Source organism: Glutamicibacter sp. JL.03c, assembly GCF_025854375.1.
GTDB lineage: Bacteria > Actinomycetota > Actinomycetes > Actinomycetales > Micrococcaceae > Glutamicibacter.
Window position 1 is genome coordinate 3286261 of record NZ_CP107575.1, and the last position, 22630, is coordinate 3308890.

16 protein-coding genes and 4 pseudogenes are annotated in these 22630 nt (G+C 55.7%); 7 read left to right on the forward strand and 13 right to left on the reverse strand.

All coding sequences use genetic code 11. From position 1 onward, the window contains the following. Positions 1-142: 142 nt before the first annotated feature. Positions 143-811: a response regulator transcription factor gene (locus tag OF385_RS15210; protein WP_264276144.1), complete on the reverse strand. Its 669-nt coding sequence runs from the start codon at positions 809-811 to the stop codon at positions 143-145. Positions 812-2154: 1343 nt separating this feature from the next. Between OF385_RS15210 and OF385_RS15215 the strand changes: the two are divergent. Further along, positions 2155-2905, forward strand: a pseudogene (locus OF385_RS15215) (hypothetical protein); the annotation flags it as partial. A 29-nt stretch (positions 2906-2934) separates the two neighbouring features. Here OF385_RS15215 and OF385_RS15220 read toward each other — a convergent pair. From OF385_RS15220 to OF385_RS15245, 6 genes and pseudogenes are all read right to left on the reverse strand, one after another. Next, positions 2935-3354, reverse strand: a complete 420-nt coding sequence (locus OF385_RS15220) for a DUF302 domain-containing protein (RefSeq protein ID WP_264276145.1) — start codon at positions 3352-3354, stop codon at positions 2935-2937. Between the two features lie 88 nt (positions 3355-3442). Beyond that, positions 3443-4763, reverse strand: a pseudogene (locus tag OF385_RS15225) (MFS transporter). 54 nt (positions 4764-4817) lie between these two features. Next, entirely contained in the window at positions 4818-5714 is an 897-nt protein-coding gene (locus OF385_RS15230; RefSeq protein WP_264276146.1) for a sulfite exporter TauE/SafE family protein, read from the reverse strand. A 58-nt stretch (positions 5715-5772) separates the two neighbouring features. Continuing rightward, on the reverse strand, positions 5773-6069 hold the full coding sequence (locus OF385_RS15235; RefSeq protein WP_264276147.1) for a rhodanese-like domain-containing protein: 297 nt from the start codon (positions 6067-6069) through the stop codon (positions 5773-5775). 118 nt (positions 6070-6187) lie between these two features. Then, on the reverse strand, positions 6188-6772 hold the full coding sequence (locus OF385_RS15240; protein WP_264276148.1) for a rhodanese-like domain-containing protein: 585 nt from the start codon (positions 6770-6772) through the stop codon (positions 6188-6190). Positions 6773-6887: 115 nt separating this feature from the next. Beyond that, a complete protein-coding gene (locus OF385_RS15245; RefSeq protein WP_264276149.1) occupies positions 6888-8285 on the reverse strand; it encodes an MBL fold metallo-hydrolase in 1398 nt (465 codons plus the stop codon). Positions 8286-8799: 514 nt separating this feature from the next. Between OF385_RS15245 and OF385_RS15250 the strand changes: the two genes are divergently transcribed. Continuing rightward, positions 8800-9057, forward strand: a complete 258-nt coding sequence (locus OF385_RS15250; RefSeq protein ID WP_264276150.1) for a metal-sensitive transcriptional regulator — start codon at positions 8800-8802, stop codon at positions 9055-9057. Positions 9058-9961: 904 nt separating this feature from the next. Here OF385_RS15250 and OF385_RS15255 read toward each other — a convergent pair. From OF385_RS15255 to OF385_RS15270, 4 genes are all read right to left on the reverse strand, one after another. Further along, positions 9962-10204: a hypothetical protein gene (locus tag OF385_RS15255; RefSeq protein ID WP_264276151.1), complete on the reverse strand. Its 243-nt coding sequence runs from the start codon at positions 10202-10204 to the stop codon at positions 9962-9964. Positions 10205-10451: 247 nt separating this feature from the next. Further along, complete coding sequence (locus OF385_RS15260; RefSeq protein ID WP_264276152.1) at positions 10452-10871, reverse strand: hypothetical protein; 420 nt, start codon at positions 10869-10871, stop codon at positions 10452-10454. Positions 10872-10952: 81 nt separating this feature from the next. Then, positions 10953-12461, reverse strand: a complete 1509-nt coding sequence (locus tag OF385_RS15265; protein ID WP_264276153.1) for an EAL domain-containing protein — start codon at positions 12459-12461, stop codon at positions 10953-10955. After that, positions 12442-13452, reverse strand: coding sequence for a hypothetical protein (locus tag OF385_RS15270; protein WP_264276154.1), 1011 nt, complete (start codon positions 13450-13452; stop codon positions 12442-12444). The genes OF385_RS15265 and OF385_RS15270 overlap by 20 nt, the downstream gene beginning before the upstream one ends. A 134-nt stretch (positions 13453-13586) precedes the next feature. Here OF385_RS15270 and OF385_RS15275 point away from each other — a divergent pair, with 134 nt between their 5' ends. Further along, positions 13587-13751, forward strand: a complete 165-nt coding sequence (locus OF385_RS15275) for a hypothetical protein (protein WP_264276155.1) — start codon at positions 13587-13589, stop codon at positions 13749-13751. 290 nt (positions 13752-14041) lie between these two features. Here OF385_RS15275 and OF385_RS15280 read toward each other — a convergent pair. Next, positions 14042-15257 (reverse strand): annotated as a pseudogene (locus tag OF385_RS15280) (IS3 family transposase). 316 nt (positions 15258-15573) lie between these two features. On the opposite strand from OF385_RS15280, the pseudogene OF385_RS15285 reads away from it, so the two are divergent. From OF385_RS15285 to OF385_RS16765, 4 genes and pseudogenes are all read left to right on the forward strand, one after another. After that, a pseudogene (locus OF385_RS15285) lies at positions 15574-16619 on the forward strand (IS110 family transposase). Between the two features lie 1005 nt (positions 16620-17624). Continuing rightward, positions 17625-18701 (forward strand): DUF3238 domain-containing protein, encoded by a 1077-nt coding sequence (locus OF385_RS15290; RefSeq protein ID WP_264276156.1) that lies wholly within the window; start codon positions 17625-17627, stop codon positions 18699-18701. 742 nt (positions 18702-19443) lie between these two features. Next, complete coding sequence (locus OF385_RS15295; protein WP_264276157.1) at positions 19444-19755, forward strand: transposase; 312 nt, start codon at positions 19444-19446, stop codon at positions 19753-19755. Between the two features lie 236 nt (positions 19756-19991). Next, positions 19992-20453, forward strand: a complete 462-nt coding sequence (locus OF385_RS16765; protein ID WP_413468166.1) for a DDE-type integrase/transposase/recombinase — start codon at positions 19992-19994, stop codon at positions 20451-20453. Between the two features lie 120 nt (positions 20454-20573). On the opposite strand, the gene OF385_RS15300 is transcribed toward OF385_RS16765, so the two are convergent. Continuing rightward, entirely contained in the window at positions 20574-22220 is a 1647-nt protein-coding gene (locus tag OF385_RS15300; RefSeq protein WP_264276158.1) for an ATP-binding protein, read from the reverse strand. Positions 22221-22630 lie beyond the last annotated feature (410 nt).

Below are 22630 nucleotides of genomic sequence, written 5' to 3' on the forward strand. Positions count from 1 at the left end.
CGACCCAAATCCTGCTCGGCATCAAACGCTACGATGGCGGCTGTGCGCATTTGCAGATTGCGGCTCGTCGAATGGCTCACGGTGCCAGCGCCAAGAGGCCAGCGGGTTCTGGCAGCTTGAAGTCCAGCGAGCGTGGCTCAGGCTATCCAACACCATCGCGATTCGCCGATGAGTCGGCAATCAAATCTGCAGCGGTCACGAGACCAGCATCGCTGGCAATAAGAGTCAACTGCACCCTTTTCGAAATACCCAAATCGAGGCACATATCCGTCAAGTACCGTTTCACAGCTCCCTCGCTGATAAATACTTTTTCAGCGATTTGTGAATTTGTCATTCCCAAAGCCACACACCGCAGGAGCTGCTGTTTCAGCGGGTCCAAAGCTCGAATGTACTTCTTGTATCGTGATTCAAGGCCGGAGCAACGACCCTTTGGAGCGCCGGATTCGGGGCGGATGAAAACCCAATAGCCTTGGATCATCGCTCTCACATAATGAGCCAGCTGTGCCGTCCCAACTCTCTTAGAAATCACACCAGCTATTCCCATTTCATAGGCATCATCCAATGACTGCATCGACGGGTTTGCCGCCAGCAGTGCGATCTTGCTCTGTGGCAGATGATTTATGGCTTGACCTATTGACTGGTTTTCCAGCAGCTCAGCATCCGCTGTATTGATCAGCACCATATCTGGTGCCGGAAAATCCTTTTGCGAAAGCGCAGTGTCAATATTTACGAAAGAAGCCTCGACCTTCAAATCACTCGCCGCATTGAGCTGGCTTAAGATCGCAGTTCTCGAAAACTCATCGGAATCCACGAGGTGAATTCGAGCTCTGAGGTGACACGAGTTTCGGGAATCATCGCTAGACATTCCGTGGCGCCTTTCGCATTGGTTTTAGTAAATTGACTTCTCCTTTGTAGTAAATATAGAACACCCCAAGGAACACAGGCAGTACAACTAATGCGCGTTGAGTCGAAAAAATGCGTTTTATATTGTTGCCCGCAGGTTCCGTGAGCGCAGTTTCACATTCGATCAAAAGCCCGTTGCTTCAGGATTGCAGGCACCCACAGGTTACTCGGGAAACAATGAACCAAGCGGACCCAATCTCCCTAGCCAGAAGGCCCGGGACGCCGCACCGTGCATACCGCGCTGCTGGATCACAGCCCAAGGGAGTAATGCCAAGAAGCTTGGGTCAAATTTGCGTGGTGGACATCAGATGCGCGGCAGGTGCGCTACCCTAGATTCGAGCGCGGTCAGGGCTTCGACCTGCACCTCGCTCTGTGTGGATCGAGCGTTTCACCTCACTCATCCACGCGGGAACCCCTAGCGAATGGCCGGGTGCCGCAGCGGGCGTCTGGCCATTCGTGCCCATAGGGCGTCCGTGCTCCTCAGTGGATGCGGAAGAGCCCGGGCATATCTGCGCCCCGGAAGGCGATGAGCGAATCCAGCGCAAGGAGTAGCGGCTGCACTTGTTTCAGCTTGCAGACATTTCCTTGGAGCACCAGAAACGCTCTGCAAACTTGCGCACGGCCACCTCTGGCCAACCCGTCCTCAATGCGCCCACGACTCATCTCCAGAGCGCAAACTGGGCACAAGGCTCACCCTAAGGAACGCTCCTGATCACAGGTGCCAGATGGCGTTCGACGCTCAAAGCGCAGTGCGGGGCTGGAGGCCAAATTGCTGTAGCGAGCAGAACGGCAACAAGAACCAGCACGCACTAGCAGCTACCGTTAAGCCAAGTGCCATGTTGCCGGCTACCGGGTTTGCCTGTGCTGGCAATCCTGGATGAGAACGAAGTCACCCATGATCAGCGCGAAGAGCCTTGAGCCCTGTCGGAATGCTCGTTCCGGAATAGGGCGCGCAAGTCGAGCGCCAGCAAGCGAACCGGGAAGGTCAGCCAAAGCGGCGCAGATAGCCGCCACTCAGTCGCGGGATACAGTCGTCAAGTAACCACCCAGACCTGCGTCAAGCCCCGGTTTGCAGAGGCTCGGTATCTTGTTTTTCCTCGGCTATTGCACGCGAGCTAGATGTCGTCCCGGGACGTTGTGAACACTGGAACTTGAAGTAGACCTCCGGCAGGATGCGAGGTGCCGCATTCACCATTCCGCGCGGGGTCCTTCACGTCCCGCGCTAACGCACCTCCGCGCCACAAGGAAGACATGCTTCAAGGAAGACCATTTTCGGCTTCTTGGATCATCGATAGCCACTGGCCCATCCGCCGCGCCGCCGAAAAGTTCAGGTTTCACCGGCCACGTCCTCGAAATGGGTGGGCCGATACCTCTCCGACGAGACCCTCGACGGCCGCTCTTCGCGCCCCAGTACAGTCCGGCACTGCTACGCCGCGGCTGCGGACACCGCATCATTTCCTTGCGATGCAACCGCCAATGGGGACCGGCACCGAACCAGCTACCGCCATGGCGTTCCCCGCAGCACCGTCGATCGCATCCCGGACGGCTACCGGATGCCGAAGCTGGCCCATCTGGACCGGGCCAGCTGGCTGCCGGTGCGCACGCCGATCAATGTGCACTACGAGAGGCAGGGACCTGGCGCGCTGGTTCCTGTGGACATCCCGGAGGGCGGAGGGTATCGCGTCCACGGACGAGAAGTTAGTACAAGACCGCCCGGCCAGCAACGGACCGAACCGCGTGGCAGGCCTGGGCGCCTCGAATTCACGGGGCGACCTGTTCCCGCATCACGCGGTCGATGTCTATTCGAGGTTGGACTATTGCGAGATTCCCATAACAAGAAGAAGGAAACCGGGGCACGCTTTGGGGAACGAGCCCGAGGTTTCCATGCGGCAGCGGGGAAGCCTGGGCCGCAGCCTGCAGCGCCTGGCTTCCCCACTCTCATCGCCGTCGACCCCACACCGGGATCGGTGGCCTTGTCCCGTCCGTTCGTGTTCACAACCTCGCAAGGAACACAGCTAATGGGGTGAGAATTCAGTTATCTACTGTTGCTGAGATTTCCGTCAACGCTGCTTGAAGCCTGGCGTCGGCTTCGTTGGCGACTTCGCGTGTCGCATCGCTTTGGCTGAGCTTGACCATGGTCTGCGGGTCGATGGCCTCAACGGTGGTTTCTGCAGCGGTGGGAGCGCGACGTATGACGACGTTGCACGGGAGTAGCGCTCCCAGCTGTGGCTCCGCAGCAATGCCTCGTTGGGCCAGTTGGGGGTTGCATGCCCCGAGAATCAGGTAGTCCCCCACGTAGTCCCCGGACTCCTGTCCCAGCTTTTGGGTGAAGGTCGCCCTGACATCGATTTCTGTCAGAACGCCGAATCCATGTTTTGCCAGGGCACTACGTGTCAGTTTGACGCTCTCTTCCCAGGACGATGGGATGGTGATGGTGTGGGTGTAGGCCATGGTGGTTCACCTCGGGTTGTGGTGTGGAGGCATGCCGAGTGCAGATAGCAGCTACGCCGCTGCACGGGGCCTCGGTGTCGAGACCATGCTACTGGCTGGTGTGCTCGCGCGGTAGTGCTGGCGGGGCTTGATCCGCCGAGATCGGCCGGGGGCGCGGCGGGTGTGTTTCATACTTGCGGGTAGCGACGATCAGCCCTGCGGCCATGCTGAGTGCGGCTGCCATCAAGATGCTGGCGTTGAGCCCGAAGAGATCGGCGACGATCCCTCCCAGGATCGCACCGGCGGCATATCGAGGTCACGCCAGACGCGGAAGATTCCCACGGCGCGTGCTCTCCATGCGGGATGGGCGACGTCACCCACCGCCGCCAGCATTGTGGGGTAGACCATGGCGGTTCCCGCGCCGAGCAATACGCTTCCCGAGGCCCAGGCGCCAAAGCCGCCCCCGATCGCGATGATCGACAGGCCGGCGGCCTGGACCAGCATGCCGGTGCTAATCAGGTGTTTGCGTCCTATCCGGTCAGAAAGGGCACCGGTCGCGATTTGGCCTATTCCCCAGACTCCTGGATAGAGGGCGAAAATTAGGCTGGTCTGGCCCAAGTCGAGATCCGCGGTGGCGAATAGCAGGGGAAACAAGACCCAGGAGAGCCCAAAGTTCAGGTTGTTCACCAGACCGGCCAAGCTCGCTGAGGACAAGGCAGGTTCCCGGAAGCTGGTCAGGGAAAAGATCTGCTTGTTGGTGAGCTTGGCATCCAGGCCATGTCCAGCGGAGGCGCCCTGGCTCTTCATGTTTCCGGCATCCAGGAGGGCGTGAGGGCGGGTCTCGCGAATGAAAAGACTCGACAGCAGAAGTGCCAAGGAGGTGTAGGCGAGGCCCAAGAGGAAGGGAGCCGGACGCAGTCCGTACTGTTCGGCAAGGTATCCGGCCAGCAGGGACGTGACGGCCACGGCACCGTAGCCCGCTGCCTCGTTCAGGCCCATGGCCAGGCCGCGCTGTGCCGGGCCCACCAGATCGATCTTCATGATGACTGTGGTCGACCAGGTCAGGCCCTGGTTGATGCCCAGCAGAACGTTCGCGGCAACGATCCGGCTCCAGTCTTCGGCAAAAATGAGCATGAGCGGCACGGGGATGGCGAAGAGCCAGCCGGCCAGCAGCACGGGCTTTCGTCCGTAATGCTCGGAGAAGGTTCCGGCAATCCAGTTGGAGGTCGCTTTAGCGATCCCGAAAGCCGCCACGTAGGCAAACAAGAACGTGTACCCACTCACACCGATGAGGTATGGGCGAGCAGTGGCAGGACGGCTTGCTGCTGCCCGACCATTCCCCCGACCAGCGCGTTGATCGCGACGAGCAAGATGAACTGCGCTGCATTGGCGCGCAGCCCCAAGAGCGGGCCGGGGGCGGATTGTTTCATATGCGGGCTCCTCGCAACACGGGATGGGAAAACTGGCTCGTAAGAGACCCGCGGCTAGTGTGACTCGGTCGTCGAAGCGGCAACAGGAGGTGTTAGCGATTTACGTCGCAGTGGACATGCGGGAATCGCAAACCAGCACAGAGTCGCGGCTGCGGCGATTGCGGTGGCCGCGAGGCCCATGACGATATTGGCTGGGGAGGGTAGTTCCTGGACAAGCACGAAGATTCCCATGGCCAGGACGAAGAAGCCGAACCCCTTGCGCAGGGCGGCTTCTGGAATGCGGCCGGCCAACCTGGCGCCCAGGAAGGAGCCGAGGATCGCGGTGGCTGTGACTGCACCGACAAGTGTCCAGTCAAGAGTGACAGTAGTAAGGTAGCCGCCAAGTCCGGCGAAGGACTTCATGGCGATGACGACCAGCGACGTTCCGACGGCGACGGGCATCGACAGGCCGCCGAGCAGGGCGAGTGCCGGGACGACGAGGAAGCCACCGCCGGCACCAACCAATCCGGTGACCAGGCCCACGACCAGTCCCTCGGCAATGACCTTGAATACCGGCAGTTCGTTTTCGCGGTGGGTGCCGGCATGGTTCTTGCGGCCGCGGATCATGGCTAGGGAGGTGGCAACCATCATGAGGGCGAAGGCGATCATGAGGATGAATCCGGGGATGAATCCACCGAGCAGGCCGCCACCGAAGGCCCCGGCCATGCCGGCTGCGCCGAAGACGAGTCCGGTGCGCCACTGCACATGCCTATTGCGGGCATGGGTCACGGCACTGACGACGGAGGTCGCTCCCACCACGAACAGCGAGGCAGCAATGGCTTCTTTGGGGTTCATGCCCGCGACGTAGGTGAGTATTGGGACGGTGAGGATGGACCCGCCCCCACCGAGCAATCCGAGGGAGATCCCGATCAGCACCGAAAGCAAGAGGGTCAGCACGAGGGTAAATGTCATGGAAGGGGGCCTTGTCTGGGGAAGAAGTTCGCGGGCGGGGTGGCATTGGTGCGTGGCTTTAGTCGACGGGCAGGCCGGCACGTTGCCAGGCGGTCATGCCGCCAGCCATGGTGTCGGCGGTGAAGCCAGCGCCGGTGAGTGCTTCGGCGACGCGGGCGCTGCGGTTGCCGCTGCGGCAGACGACGACGATGGGGCGGTTTATGTCGATTTCGTCCAGGCGGGTGTTGAGCTCTCCCATGGGAATATGGATGGCTCCGGGGATCATGCCCTCGGTGATTTCGAAGTCTTCGCGGACGTCAAGGATTTGGTCCGTGGCAGGTCGGCGGTTGGTGTCGGTGATGGTGATTTCGGGCATGGTGTGCTCCTTTGGGTGAGTTCAAGCGGCATGTGGGTGCTTTCCGGGCCCGAAGCAATACGATCCGGGCCTGGAAACCGGGAGAAATCCGGTGGGCGGCAGCCCAGCAGGGTGTGTTCTAGGGCTTCTTGGAGGGAAGCTGGGCGAAGACCGACGCGCGGGTCGGTTCGTTGGCGGTCCTGTTCCACGGCATCTTGGACAGGGCTTTGCCCATGGCGCAGGTGTTGGTGGCCGCTGAGAAGGTCAACCCGGCCCCGATGACCCCTGCAACGGTCCGGATCTGCGGGGAAAGGAACCTGCCCCCGGCCAGTCCGGCGATTACCAGGGAACCGGCGGCCATGCGCACCTGGCGTTCCAGATCCCAGCGCTTGGAGCCTTCAACGATCCGGCCGCCGGCTTGCTTGTAGGCCGGGACGCCGCCGGCTAGGACGTGGGCGTTGCTGAATCCGGCTGACGCGAGGTTGGTCTTGGCTTCGGTGGCGCGCACGCCGGATTGGCAGACCAGCACCACTTTGGTGTCGAGCTTCGATGCGAGTTCTTCGGTGTGCTCGGCCAGCAACGGGAGGGGAACGTTGTAGGAGCCCTTGATATGCAGGGATTCGAATTCGGCGGCGGATCGCACATCCAGCACCACGACGTCGGTGCCGGCATTGATCCAATCCTTGAGTTCTTCGGGGCTGGTGGTCTGGGGGATGGTGTTCATAGGGGTGTGGGCCTTTCTGCCAGGCGTATCGCCCGGCCGGTCCCGCATCGGGAAAAGCGATGAGGGACCGGGGAATACGTGGAATTTTCTTATTGAGAGCTGCGCGCAGGAGAACTTACGCGTTCTGCATTTGCTTCCAGTCCGCCCAGCCCGCGTAGCTGCCCTCGAGTTCGACCACGTCGAACCCTGCACGGCGCAGCGCGGCGGCGGCCACTGAGTTGCGGACTCCGGACTGGCAGTAGCTAACGATGACTCCGTCGGACGGAAGCTGATCGGTGTGCCAAAGCACCCGTCCTGCATTGAGCTGGGCGGAGCCAGGCACGTGCCCGGAGCTGTGCTCGGTCTTGTTGCGAACGTCCAAGACCATGGCTGCCTCAAAGCCTGCCAGATCGGCGGGGGCGATCGTCGGGGGAACATAGACCGGCAGGTTGTCCAGGGACGTGATGAATCCGGCGACCTTGTCGATGCCCACGCGGATGAGATGGTCCCACATCTCCATGGCGCTTCCGTTGTCCGGAGCCAAGAGCACCAGCGGGCGCTGGTCTGTTTCCGGGTCAACGGCCCAGGCGCCGAAGCTTGCGGCCTTGTTACCTGCCGGGATGTTCAATGCTCCGGCGGCGGTGCCCTGATGAACCTCGCAGTGGTGGCGGGTGTCCACCACGCCGATTTCGTCAGCGGCCAAGCTGGCGGCTACATCCGCGGCGTCCAGTTGAACCAGCGGTGCGCGGTCGCCCAGCACCACCGGACCCTGACGGTTCTCGCGCTTCATTCGTCCAAAGTAGGCGTGGGCGTCCGGCTGCCCGTCAAGCAATGCCTGGATGAATCCTTCTTCGTCGTTCGCCTTGAGGTAGGGCCCCCACCAGGCGAAGTTGCGCTCGTATCCGACAGTGGAAGAAGGGATCGCGCCCAGCGCCTTGCCACAGGCACTGCCAGCCCCGTGCCCTGGATAGACCTGCACGTAATCGGGCAGAGTCAGGAACTTGGTTTGCAGCGAAACGAACAGGTCGTGGGCCCCGGCAAAACGGGTGTCGATACCGCCGGCAGCCTCGTCAAGCAAGTCAGGTCGGCCTAGATCACCGGAAAAGACGAAATCACCCGAGAGCAGGAAACCCGGCTCGTCGCTGAAGGCGCCGTCGGTCACCAGGAAGGAGAGGTGCTCGGGAGTATGCCCGGGGGTGTGCAGAGCGGTGACGATGATGTTTCCCAGGGTGATGCTGGATTGGTCAAGGAGGCGTTCGGCCTCGAATTCGTATTGCCAGTCCGGCCCGCCCTCGCCCGAAACGTAAATCGCCGCGTTTGTGGCGGCAGCCAGCTCGCGGGTTCCGGAGAGGTAGTCTGCGTGGATGTGGGTCTCGGTGACAGCCACAATGTTCATGCCGTTTTTCGCTGCAAGGTCCTGATAGACCTGGATGTCGCGGCGGGCGTCCACCACTAGCGCCTCGCCCTTTGCCTGACAGCCGATGAAGTAGCTGGCCTGCGCCAGGTCCTCGTCATAGATCCGTTCGAGAAGCATTGATTCTCCTTGTGCTTTGCTAATTTACCTTCGATACCCCCAGGGGTATCTATTTCACAACCAACAGTAATACCCCCGAGGGTATGTGTCAACCCATTCTGAAATGCGTAAAAAAGCGGCGATCCGCACCACGGGAAGTGGTACGGATCGCCGCGGGCGAAAGCGAGGTCGAGCCTAACGACCCAGGAGACGCGCCAAGAGGCCGCCTTTACCGACCGGCACCTTCTGGGCATTCTGACCACAGGAGCAACGCTCGTTCCGCGGCACATGGGCCATGACTTGCTTGACATGCTGGCCGCACCCGGCCCAGGTGATTTTCTGGCACTTGCAGCATTTGGTCGTGCGGCACATACGGCAACTCCTTGCATCTAAGGCATCAACGGAGGGCTGAGCACCCCCTGCACTCGAGTATGCCATATACCCATAGGGGTATCGAGAATCACTTGGCCAGCACTGCCATGGAAACCCCTCGGGGTATATAATCGAAGAGACTAACTCCTCGAAAGGACCCACAATGCAACTTGAAGCGGAATCCATGAGGCCGGCCATTAACAGGCTTAAGCGCGCCCAGGGTCAGCTGAACGCCGTGATCCGCATGCTGGAGGAGGGCAGTGACTGCCGGGCGGTCGTCACCCAGCTATCCGCTGCATCCAAAGCCATCGATCGCGCCGGGTTCTCCATCATCTCCACCGGCCTCGAACAGTGCCTGCAAAGCGAGGATCCCACGGCCGACCGCGCAGATATGGAAAAGCTCTTCCTCTCGCTTGCCTAGCTGGAAACGGGCATCTTGAGAACCAACCATGGATATCGCTACATCCTGAATGCCGCTTGTAGCGGTACATTTTCCTAAAGAGCAAGGCCAATTGGCCAGGGAAAGCTCTCAGATTGAGGGGAGCTCGGCGCGTAGGTCATTTGTCCTTCGAATCTGCGTCAGGAAACTAACCTGGAAATTCGCATATCTTTAGGAACATGGCTCGCAGATCAACCGTCATGAAAGAGATCCACGACGGTGCGGGTCGGTAAGTCGACGCGTGTAGCGCTTCTACCACCAAAGCCTCCATCGCCGAAGACCAAAACGCGCTTCTCGTTATCCATAGTGCGAATCTTTTGGCAGGTTCATGCATTGTCCAGGCCGAGCACCCGAACCAGTCCAGATGATCACCAGGGTTTCGTCCGGCGCACGCATCGGCAGCGTTAGCCAGTCCTGGTCTTTCGGTCCGTGTTTAGGACTGGCAATGACCGATATGAAGTCATCGCAGTGTACGAAGGCAGCGAGCAGGACTCATGTTCGCCGGCCAGCGTCCTGGGCTTTGGTGAATAGGCTGACACAGCCAACCAGTTAGGCCACCGAGCCGTAGAACGTGTCTCGCAACTGCTGCTATGGATACGATTTCATTTCATCGCTTCTGACGCGAAGTCGTGAGAATTCTCCACAACTGAGTTCCCTCGATTTTCATGATCGGCGAGCGATACACAGTGAGTCGTCTTGGAATGTGCCGGTGAGAACAAGGCAATTCCCGAGCGCTTATGCTGCCGGTTGTACCGCGGCACATATTCCGCCAGATAGGTGCGGGGCATCTTCGAAGATGGCGAAGACTTTCGGGTACCCATGACGATACCTCCTGGTGCGGAATCCGGACTCGCTGAAGGAATTGCCGTTGGACACATAGGGCCTGTTATGGCCTAACTGGACGCCATGGGCTTCCAGCGCATTCTTCACCGCGTTGGACTTCATTGCTGCCCCCCGGATCGGCGTGCACGAAGATGGGCGCACCGAAATCCTTGAACGCCTGCTCGAACATCTGCGCGGCCGGATGGCCAGCTTCGCGCTCCTCCACCCGGTATAACACGATCTGCCGGGAGAAAATATCAATGATCGATACGGCCTTGAACGCCTTGTTCTTGTAAGGCGAGCACATATGAGATCGCGCTGTTATTAAGAGGCGTACGACACGGCCAATTTTTCAAATGTACTCAGTCACTTCAGCATGTGAAGACCGTGTTCTGGGCAGCCGAAAGTCCGTATTTCAGGGAAAGCGTTGGATTGCACAAACTATCAAGGGCGTTCGTTTCACTTTGTACCTAGTTCCGTGCTTGCTCAGTCAGCAGTAAATTGGCTGCCAGGAAATAAGGACGGGTTTGGTCGCAGATGAGAATCAGAGCAGATCATTCTTTTAGGAATGCGATGGCATCATCAAATTTAGTGACGTATTTTGTGATCTTAGCGTTAGAGAGGTCAGCCATCAGAAAACCAGAAAGCACCTGATCGACATGGCTGCTCCCAAAGAGCGCCAAACGAGTCGATTCTGGTGCCGCGCTCAGGCGCGCAGCCACATCAGGACACACGTCTACTAGTCCACCTAAATGCACGATTACACGGATGCGGTCATCTTGATGTTGCCTACGATATTGGCTATCGATTTCGTCGAGCATGAAGCAATCGAGCGTAGTGCCTTGGGTGAAATTAATTTCATAAAATTCTGAATCACCGCGATTCATTGTCCATTGAGGTTCTACGATCGGTGTTGACGGTGAATCTAGCGGCTGGATGATCATTGTTCCCCATATCCTGATCGCTGAAATCACCGAAGTAGCTTGTTTTGGAAGCTGAGGCGAATGTCACTTTATATTTTATGGAAACAGCCTACCCTACGGTTAGTGAACTTATCAGGACCGTTCCAAGGGAGGTATATAAAAGCCAGGTTTTCCGTAGAGGTAGCCTTGGAAATAAGTGGCTCCAATATCATGCAGTGCAGCTTCCTGCCCCTGGGTTTCCACGCCTTCCACAATGCAATCTAGTTCGCATGCTCGTCCTAAATCCAGCACAGAACGCAATATAGACCGTTGCATTGCACTGGTATCTATTTCGGTTATCAGTGAACGGTCAATCTTCACTCCGGCGATCGGAAGCTTGTCAAGATAACCAAAAGCGGAGTACCCGGCCCCGAAATCGTCAATGTAGACCTTAACGCCCATGCTCTGGAGCCCTCTGAGTGAATATAGTTCAAGGCTTCCACCTGAAATGTATTCGTTCTCAGTGAGCTCAATGGCTAGAGAAGAGGCGGGTATCTGATACTCCCGCAACTGACTTTTCACGATGTCAGGAAATGCCAGATTATTCAGTTCTGAAGGCGTGACGTTTATATGCATGCGAAATTCTTCAGTGACACTTCCATTGGCTCGCCACTTAGCCAGATCGGCAAGAGCTCCAGAAAGGATCCGCTCAGTCAATCTATGGTCCAACCCCGCACTGGTTGCCAATGGCAGAAAATCACTTGGTGGCAGAATTCCTAAACTCGGATGAGACCATCGAGCCAATGCTTCTACACCTACATGCTTATCGGTAGCCGAGCTAACGATCGGTTGGTAGATCGGATAGATCTCTTTACGTTCTAGAGCTGTGCGCAATTCGGAACTGAGCGTAGCTTTATATTGTCGTTCATGGAGCATGTACTCTTCGAACTGTTGAACTTTACTGATATTTCTGCGTTTGGCGACATACATCGCTGTATCGGCTTGTTCTATCCATTGTTCGAAGTGCTGGGACGGTGCACATGCACTGAAACCGATACTTCCACCAGGTGTAATGACCGATGAACCGATGTTCATTGGCTCATGCAGCGCGTTGAGGATCCGATGCCCCATTGTTTCCGCTGCAGCGACATCAGTGTGTGCCAGGATAGCAAATTCGTCGCCACCTAAACGGGCCGCAACATCTCCTGGGCGAATATTCTTCTTCAAGCGCTTCGCGACTTCCTTGAGAACTAAGTCGCCGGCATTATGGCCCTGGGTGTCATTGATGTGCTTAAAGGAATCGAGATCCAAAAGAAAGAGGACCGCTGAAGGCTCACCTCGACCCAGAGCAGCTAAGTGGGCATCAAGTTTACGCAGAATTGCAGCGCGATTATCCAGTCCGGTCAATGCATCGGTAAATGCGAGAACCTCAAGGTCGCGTCGGGCCACTTCCAATAATTCAGTTCGTTGCCGGACTCGCTGTTCTAAAGCATCGTAGGTTGCTTCCAGCCTTACCGACATAGCCTTAATGCCGACGATGATTGCATCCACCTCGTCACGTAGTGGACTTGGAGATAGTGAGACTGAAAAGTCGCCAGCGGAGATCTTGACTATTGATTCAACGATCTCTTGGATGCGTGGATCAGAATCCGCCAGTGACATTCTCTCTCGATTCATCATTCTTCTCGTGGACAATTTGTGTGATGTACTTCTGTTTTTCGTCCGCAAGCTCGGGTTGATCCGTGAGGGCCAGCAATTCTGACCGGCACCGGTACAACGGGATGAGGTGTTCAGAAGAACCCGAATAGTCAGCACTAAATTCCTCGAGCATCTTCAGTCCTAGAATAGGGTCTCCGCCTAAGGCTACGAACCGGGACTTAGTCATGCACAATCCCACCCGGTCTAATTCTCCGGGCTGGACCAGCCCGAAAGCGATCTCGGCTCTACTAAGGCAATCGCTGGTGGCGGGTTCGAGCAGGCCCGCTTGCAATCTGAGCTCTGCTGAAGCTCTATTGAAACGTGCCCAAAGCAGCATGTCTTTCGTCGGGCTAAGCAGTGTCGCCGCCCTGTCATGATAACGCATGCCCAGAATGGACTCTGAAACCAAGAACGCCAGATTTCCCAACGTCCAGTAGGCCTTACCCTGTTCATGTAGATCAGCGATCAGGTGAAGCGAGCTATCTAGCAAATTGTGCAGTTTCCATGCCTCATGTAGCTGGCCAGTTTCTACTAGGGCGGCCAGAAGGACTTGGAGAACTTGAACGCGCAATGGGGAACTATCGGGAAAATTAGCAGCCTGTACACGCGCGTCTTCAGCTAGGTCCAGCGCTGCGCCTCCATCACCTAAGCATCTTTTGGCCGTCGAAGATTTACACAAAGCCATGATATGCAGGTCAGGACGGTCCATGAGATGTGCGGTATGCAGCAACTCTTCAGCGAGGGTATTCATCAGTTCGTAGTTGTCTGTCTCGTGCGCGGCAGTACAGATAGCTTCCTGTACAAGCCATACTGTTGAAGGATCCGTGTTTGGCGACATCTGACTAAGCATACTTTTGCCCAGAATAATCACCGCATCGTGGTCTTTAAGTCGCACGTTACTCAGCAGCTTAGAGACCAGCAACTGGAAAGAGGCTGAAGGGAGTGTTGGGTTCATGTATGTAGTATTTCATTGTCGACCCAAGCAGTTGTCGGGAGTCTGGGCATTCACTAAAATTAGGCACGACGCTCACTATGTTCTCAGTGCGTCGTGTCGCATAGCAGCTTTTTACAATTGAAGGACGCACACCCATGATGAAGAAGTTCAAGAAGTTACTAGTTTTGGCGGCAGCAGTCGTGGCGTTGCTGGTTGGTGTAACCGTCAATGCTCCAACACAAGGTGATACTGATGCCGGTGGATTGTGGCCTTATAAAGCCTCCGTTACAAATCCAGCAGGTGGGCTCTGGCCATACTAAGAGTGCTTTGCTCGCTTCTTTGATTTACCCGTCGTAAATCGATTCAATCCCGAGTACGCCATGGACCTTGTCTAGTAACTTCAGTAGCCGGGAGGCAACTCTCCGCGTCGACGTATCTACCGATTGAGGTCCGTGCAGTCAATTGCTCCCTGAAAGTTGGGCTGTAAAAGTCAACAACTTTCGGGGAGCATTTTCATGCGTGCCCGAAGCACACTATCCGAGTACCAATTTGTGAACTTCTGAGTTGGTCAAGTTTCTAGGACACGATCTTTGATCTTTTCTAAATATTCTCAAGCCGCCAAGGCTAAAGAAATTCTCTCCTGGTACGAGTCCAGAATCGCCTGGGGACTGACCCCGCCATTAGCGGTATGCGGGCGCTTCCGGTTGTACCAAACCTCGATGAACTCCATCACCGCGGTACGCGCTGCCACCCTGCTAGTGAAAGCCCGGTGGTGATACATTTCGTTCTTGATCGTCGAGAAGGCTGACTTGACTCTGCGACAGAATTGTCCCAGCACACCCCCGTGCGGCCCATGGACTGGCGCACGCCATGCGCAGCGCACCACCTCTGGAACGCGTCGGAGGTGTATTGCGTGCCCCGGTCGTTATGGAACACGCTGCCAGGCTGGATGAAGCCTCGCGACGCGGCAAGCTCCATCGCATCAATGACCAGCTGCGTCTGCATATGCTCAGCCATAGACCAGCCCACGATCTGACGTGAATACAAGTCGATCACCGTGGCCAAGTACAGCCATCCCTCACCGGTGCGCAGATAGGTGATGTCACCGACCAGTTTCGTTCCGGGCCGGGACGAACGGAAGTCGCGCCGGCCGAGCTTGTCGACCATGTGGTTCTTGATATGCGCTGTTCGCGCTTGGTGGTCACGCACCGTCGTGGTTTTGAAGGCGCTCATTCGTTTGGCCTGGATTCCTAGTTCTTTCATGACCGAGAGAACTGTGGATTTCGGTATCCGAATGTTGTGGTTGTTAAGCAGCAGATCCACCAATTGGCCGGCGCCAGCGACCTGGTTGGATGCGGCGAACTCGGTTTGGACCAGTTCGGTACGGCGGATCCTCAGAGCTTTGGCTTCGCTAAGGTCCTTTGGCGGGTTCACCCATCGGTAGTACGAGGCGCGGGAAACGCTGAGTTTCTGGCACATCCAGTTCACCGGGTACTGGTTTCTGTGTTCTTTGATGAAGGTGAAGACTGCGCTTATTTCTTGCTGTTCGAGGCGAAATAGGCGCTGACATCTTTTAAAAAGTCGTTCTCCCGTTTCACCTCCAGCAGTTCTTTTCTCAGCTTCTCGTATTGGGCCCATTCCACTGGTCCGCGTTCCTCTGTTTCAGCTTCAGGATGCTCGGCGCGGTAGGAACGGACCCAGTTGCCCAAGGTCCGTTCGTTGATGCCCAGGGATGCTGCGACTTCGATCAGGCTTTTCTGGGATGAGATCACCAGTTCAACTGCTTCGGCGCGGAATTCCGGGGTGAATTTCTGACGTTTGGACATGCACTCATTCTCCTACGAACGCGTGTCTCACAACATCTCTAATGGTTCTTGGCAGGTCTGGGACCCGCTGGCAAGATAGATGCCACCCACCACGATGTGACTCATCACAACATTGTCTTCACAAGTGAGTGGATGACTTGGACATGACCTGTCCGTCAGGGTGGGGGCACCAATCCGGCCACTTGATATGGCTTCATAGAAGGTTGTCCACTCCCTGACTGGGCGTGTGACTCATTAGAGATCCGCCTGTCAAGTACTTCTCCCGGACCGGTGCCAACCGTAACGGCCACACACCGCAGAAGGAGGCGAAACCGTCATGACCATCGTTGTAGAAAAATACGATTACGTCATCGGAATCGATACTCACGCACGAACCCACACCTACGCCATTATCAATACCCGCACCGGCAGCAGGGAAGCTTGCCAGACCTTCCCCGTCAGTGCCCCGGGGATGAACGGAGCCGTCGCCTGGATCCAGCGCAATACGGAAGGTCGGTGTATCGCCGCAGTCGAAGGAACCCGATCCCACGGGGCGACGATCACCCACGCCCTGACCGAGCACAAGGTAGCAGTCGTCGAGGCGAAACCGCCACGGAGAAAAGACCAAGCCGGCCGAGGAAAATCAGACCAAATCGACGCGACCGCCGCAGCCCTGAGTTTGCTACCGAAAGACATCACCAAGCTGCTGCAACCACGTGATGAAGGTGCCAGAGCGGCCCTGAGCATCCTCTCGGCTAGCCGCGCACGGATCGATGCCCAACGAACCGTGAACCGCAACTCGCTCTCAGCGCTCATGCGTACCTACGACTTGGGAATTGATGCGCGAAAGCCATTGAGCGCAGCCCAGATCAAGCAGATCAGCAGTTGGAGAGAGCATGAGGCTGACACGATAGAGCAAAAGTTCGCCCGGGACGAAGCGAAATTCCTGGCGGCAAGCGTCATGACCGCTGACCAGATGCTGAAGGAGAACAGCCGAGCTATGTCTGAGCTCGATGAGCAACTCGCGCCGGCACTGCAGCAGGACTTCGGCTTAGGACCTATGACTACAGCATGGATTCTCATGGCTTATTCTCACCGTGGGCGTGTTCATTCTGAAGCCGCGTTTGCCGCTCTGGCTGGTGTTGCTCCGTTGCAGGCTTCGTCGGGAAACCATGAACGCCATCGCCTGAACCGTCATGGAGATCGCAATTGAACCAGGCGTTGGACGTGGTCGCGCGGACGCGGATGGGGCATGACGCCGCGACGAAACGCTATGTTGAGAAACGTACGGCTGAAGGCTTGAGTCCGAAAGAAATCAAACGGATCCTCAAGCGCTATATCGCCCGCAGCATCTATCGGAAGTTGGAGGTTCTTATGGCTTGACAGTAGTCATAGAAGGGTCATGACAGCTCATTTGGAGCGCGGTCCAAGAATTTCTGGTGAAGCACGCCCGAAGCGCAGCGAGTGGCTTGGGGGTTTGGAGGTGGCCCGTACACTCCGAAGGACAGCAGCAAAAACAGGAAAAGAGCAGTCGCCAGACCGGTCCACAGCCGGCCGCGCCAGCGGACGCCCGCTTCCTGCACAACCACAGCAGGCCGGACCAACACAACCACACCTTGCCAGGCTCATCCGTTGCCAAGCCACATCTCAGTCCTGCACCCACTGCACGACAAAAACATCTCGCACTGCCGCCATCTGAGGAAGAAGCACCCCACCTGCCCCAAGGATCGACTGACCTGGCAGAAACTAGACACCACGCAATAAGAGCCCGAGTGCTGACAGTCGATCAAAGCCACTGCGTTTAGACCGATCAATTGCAGGCATTACAACAATCATCAAATTGAATTCTCTGAACGGACAGGGAACACCTTTCCTGAGGGACATGGCGCGCTTCAGATTTCCCGATTCAAAAGCCTGAAACGAAACCGGAGAAATACTGATTGACCACTGATCACGAGTCGAAGCAATTCTCAGATCCGCGAACGGGCTCCAGGCATAAGATCAAACTCCTGCTACATCAAATAGCTAAAGATAGCAAATCTTTTCCATCGCAAGACCGCTAAAAATCAAATTAATAACGTGTCAAAGGTCAATTTCTAACGTTCCGGTAACGAATTCAATGATTTCTATTTTTATTCTCAATCATACGACTAGAGTAATTTCTTAAATTGTCGATAGATAGATTCGTGCTAAGCCATTCACTTTTCTAAGCCAGCAGGACTTCTGATCGCTGCAATGAAGCAAGCGACCCCACACACGCTTAAGGAGATTCACATGCCCCTTCTTTCAAAGACTGGATCAATCGTTCTCGCATCGGTTGCCACTTTGAGCCTCTGCGCAAGTACGGCAGTAGCATCCACTGTGCCCCAACCCCCTACGAACTCCCACGTGGCAGAGAAAGCAAGCTTCACGATTCAAAATATAGCGACACAAAAAATCAAAGCACCAACAGCCTCATACCAATCCTTGAAAGCCGCGCAAAACATTGCCAGCGAAGCCGCGGATATACAAATTCTCAGATCTTCAGACAGCTACGCCGTCGCCGACCTCACGATGGCAAATGCCGATAGAGAAAAAGGGCGCGCGATGTGGGCAGCCGCGCCAGACTTCGTGGATCTGTCATGGCAACTTCCGCGGGGAGCTACTGGAGCAGTAATCTTCAAGAACAACTTAGAGATTGCATCTGTCGATTCGGATAACTTCCGCGATACAGACGTCGTGCCTGGCGAACTCGCTTCCTACCGTGTCGAAACTGTCGGTAACGATTCTGCGGAGACCGCTACGTGGGGATTGGAAGTCACAGTACCGGAAGGAAGCGGGAGCCAATCCAGCATCTCTTCCGCTGCTTCTGACATTTCGGTTGCTGCTGCCGCTCGTACTACGTCTGCAGTAAGACATCAAACATTTATCCCTATGGCAAAGGTTAATGCACCACCAGCAGGCTGCGGACAGTACAGTGGCTCAAAGTTCGAATTCGATGGAAATAATCGCTCATGGAATCCCACAGGAAGCTATAAAACCCGCGTAACAGCCGGGATCGACTGGACACAAAATGGAAAACTGACATCAGCCACAAAGGGTGTTTCTTCGACCAAGGTTTACAACAAATCGACGAAGAAGCTACTGGCAACCAAAACAGCAAGCTCAGCAAACATCTCCGTCTCTCGCCTTTCACTGAGCAACAGCAAAGAAGTCGATCTTCGATTCAAGGTACATGCAGGAAATCCCTTCTGCACTGGTGTGCCCAATGCAATTGAAGCCGCATTCACCATGACCGTGACACGAGCAGGCAGCTGGTCCATCATCTCCGGCGAACACCGACAGATGCCAAACCATGAAATTGCCATTCACGGAGGCAACGGAGCGTTCCGGAACGTCTACACTCGTGCATATAAAGATGCCACCTGCCTGGTGCGATTTGTCTGCCCAGTGGTCAAGCTTGCAGGATACCGTGGAGGGTACTAGGTTACGATGAAAACATCCCAATCGATACTGAAGGTACCGATTTACGCAGCACTACTAGGCCTTCTCCTAATTGTTCCAATCCTTCCTTCTTACATCGCATCAACTGGACTCGTGAACGAAGCGATTCACAACAAACTCACCTTTGTCGATCAAACGCTTCTCGATCCCTGGCGCTGGGTTGGTTCACTCCTGGTATTAGCTCTCGTCCTAGGGGGCACACGCATACGGACCATGTCACCCATCAAATGGGCAATCTTCTTCTGCGTTGCCATGGTTGCCTACTCGACACCCATCCTAATCTCAGCAGGCAACTGGACTGGATATCCGCTTAACGAAGTATTGAATTGGATTATAGTCTTTGCAATGTCCGATCTCGCAACCCTACATGGACCTCTCGCAGGACTACTCTCCATAGGCGCACTCGGAATACTCAGAAGAATAAAATCTCCCCAAACAAAGCCGAACCATACTTCAACAGATAACGGGTTCTCCCACAGTGCCCGGTACCGCTAACCTTGCAGAAATTTATACCGAAATAACTCATAGGCATACACACAACTAAATAAAGAAAGCTCGTTCACATCACACAAATTGCGAAGTGAACGAACTTTCTATTTCTCCAACCCCATGAACCAACGACACCACACAACGCACTACGACACGAACACACCCACCACCGTGATTCTTCGTTGTGAATCGTCCCGGGTTTTATGCCGTTTTCTTATGAGAGAGAATGGAAAGCATGCCCAAGCAGTACACCCCAGAAGTCAAAGCCCGCGCAGTGGCCTACGCCCTGGAACGCCTTGACCGATACAAGTCGGTCTATGCCGCGTGCGCTGACATGGCACCGAAGCTGAATGTCGGTAAAGAGACCCTGCGCCGCTGGGTCCTCCAAACGCAAGTTGATGCGGGTGAACGTTCTGGGCCGACTAGCGAGGAACTCGCTGAAATCAAAGCACTCAAAGCTAAGGTCCGGGACCTTGAAGAAGCCAATGACATTTTGAAAGCGTCAGCAATTTTCTTCGCGAGGGAGCTGGCCCCTCGCCGACACTAATCACCGAGTTCATTGACCAGCAACGCGAGCACGGCCACGCAGTCCAGCAGATCTGTCAGGCCCTGAATACTCAGGGTTTGAAGGTTTCTGCGCGCACGTATCGCAGCTGGAAGAGGAAGGAGCCGGCACCACCAGTCGTCACGGACGCAATTGTTTTGAATGCCCTGCATGATCTGCAACAGCCTGATGAGAAGACCGGCAGGCCGAAGCCTGAGGTGCTGTATGGTCGACGGAAAATGCGGGCCTGGTTGCAGCGCAACGGGTTCCCTGATGTTTCGAAGCACGCCGTGGACCGGCTGATGCGCGTCGCTGGGATGAAGGGTCTGGTGCGGGGCCGGAGAACGACGACGACGATCCGTTCAAAGGATAAGATCAGGGCGAAGGACCTGTTGAATCGGAACTTCTCTACTGATGCCCCTAACAAGGCTTGGGTCACCGATTTTACCTATGTTCCGATTCGGGGCGGGTTTGCTTACGTGTCCTTCGTGATCGACTTGTTCTCCCGCAGAATCTTGTCCTGGGCTTCGTCAACCTCGCATCTCCCCTGGCGGCCTAGGCATACACCTTCAACACGATGTGACCCTCGAAACCAGAAAATACGATTGATCATTGCAAAGTACGCCACAAAAACAGCGCTTTTCAAACTGATCACTGCGAATGCCATTTCGAGGAGATGGACTTCGACGTCCGAATGCTGACGCTCTTTACCCGACTTTAGCAAACCCGAAGTGCAGAAGTACCGCTGCGCCCCGGAATGATCGGAGACTCAGCGGTCATTAATCAAACGATGATATATCTGGGTTAGGAGGTTAGAACGCTCAATGGTCTATGTCATCAATGATCAGGTCCGCGACTTCGTGTCGCAGGTCAGCAATTAATTTGGGGGTCTGCGCAATCACGCGCCGCGCAACATTTTGGTACTGTTCTTTAGAACTCGCGCCCAAAGCGGTAGTCACTTTGTCACGGAATGCGGAATCGCGAATTGAAGCGAGCCGGACAAGTTCCTCATAATTGTTGTTTGTACAAAATTTCTCCAACTTTGCTTTGATTTCCGTATATGTAGATGGGAGACTGAAAGTAATCACAGGATCCGTAATCTCAGACGGAACAGTAGTGACAAGATTTCGCCAAACCTCATCTGTGGCCAGCTTCTTGGCTATACGGTGCAATCCCTGATTCGCAGCGAGTGCAGTGACGCCGGCCGCCTTGGCTGCGCTCACACGATTTTCCACATTTCCGCCATCTAACTCGGCGAGCTTGGTGGCCACAGCCTCGAGAACAGCCGGCATGTAGTAAAGGCTCTCGACTTCGCTCACTTTGATGGGGTGAACGCCCTTGGATTTCAGCGCCTCGCGTTCTTGTTCTGAACGTCCGTCACCATCCACTATCCCTGCAGCATAAACCCAATGGTGATTTTTTGTGTTTCGGATTCCTTCAACACTGCGGATAACCCATTCGCAGTTACCGCTAGCAGAGAGCGTCCACTCAGGAAAAAGGAGACTGTAGAGGGCATAATCGAGGCTACTGGCTGTTCCTTCAATGAATAAAATGCGTCTGCGCCCACCCAGTATGGCTCGGCGGGCGGCCTCTGTCAGGTTAGCTTCTGTAGTGAGCTCTTTAACATCCCAACGGACTGGCACATTCTCAGACCACTCAACACCTAAAGCAGCAAGCACCATTCCGGGACGAGTGCTCAGGCCGAGCGCGAGATCGAGGTCATGAGTCAAGACAACAAACGAGCAGTCTGCTCGCGCGTCAACCAATGCCTCAACCAATCCTGCAGATATGGAACGGTGCAGGTGACGCTCTGGTTCGTCCAGCAAAATGATGCAGTTGTCAGGTGCTACCAAGATCTCTGCGGCCAGAAGCAACGCGCTCCTCTCTCCATCTGACATCTGTGCGATCGGATACTCAATGCCCAATTCCCGATGAAAAGCGTTAAACGTCTGCCTGTCGGTAGTTTTCACTTGGATGACAAGCCCAGCCTTTTCGAGCACCGAGTTTAGGACGTCGAAAAGTCGGGTACCGATGATTTCATCGATTTCTTCCGGCGAACGACGCTCAGTTTGAGACAGCTCGGCGATGCGATGGTCCTCTGCAGAGATTTTTCCGAGCAGATCGAACAATGCAATATCAGTTCGCTGTGCGTCGGCATGATCCATGAAACGTGAGTCACTTGAGATGTTCCAGTGCTCAATAGTCCCCGTTAGTTGTTCACGACGGGAGGCGCTAATGTTTGGGCCTGAGTTTGCAAACCAAATCTTCCGCTGCGCGAGCACACGGTGAATTTTGTCTCGCGGGGCTGTTGCTGCAAGATGCGTAGCGAGAGCGGACTTGCCTGTCCCATTCGCCCCAACGATGGTGATGACTTGACCAACGGCAGCGTCGAAATTTAGAGGATCTCCGTTAACGCGAGGGATAGTCCACGAAGTGATCGTGGCTTCGGAAAGTAATTCATCGCTCATACACGCAATCCTAGTTCTCGCCAGCCTCTTCCTCTCCGTCGCCCACGCCTATATAACGTTTCTTCGAAGCAATGCCTATTAGGGAAGGACGGCACACGAATGCCTCATCTCTCAATAACAAGGACTTCGCTCACACTCCCGAACGTCAGGCAGAAAATCGTCTCGCAACCCATAGGTTGCAAGACGTCTCGTCGACATTCACTCCCCCAACGAAAAATCCGCGGAAACTCAATGGGCAAAAATTCTTACATCTATGTGTCGCAACCGATGACATGGAATCGTAACTGCGCCACTAGCTGCGAGACATTCTCGACGACCGGAAGGCCACCAGAATCGGCTTTGGTCGCATGTCAATCAGAACCCATGAAGCCGATCGCCGGAACCAAGACCTTTTCGTCTCTGAGGACTGC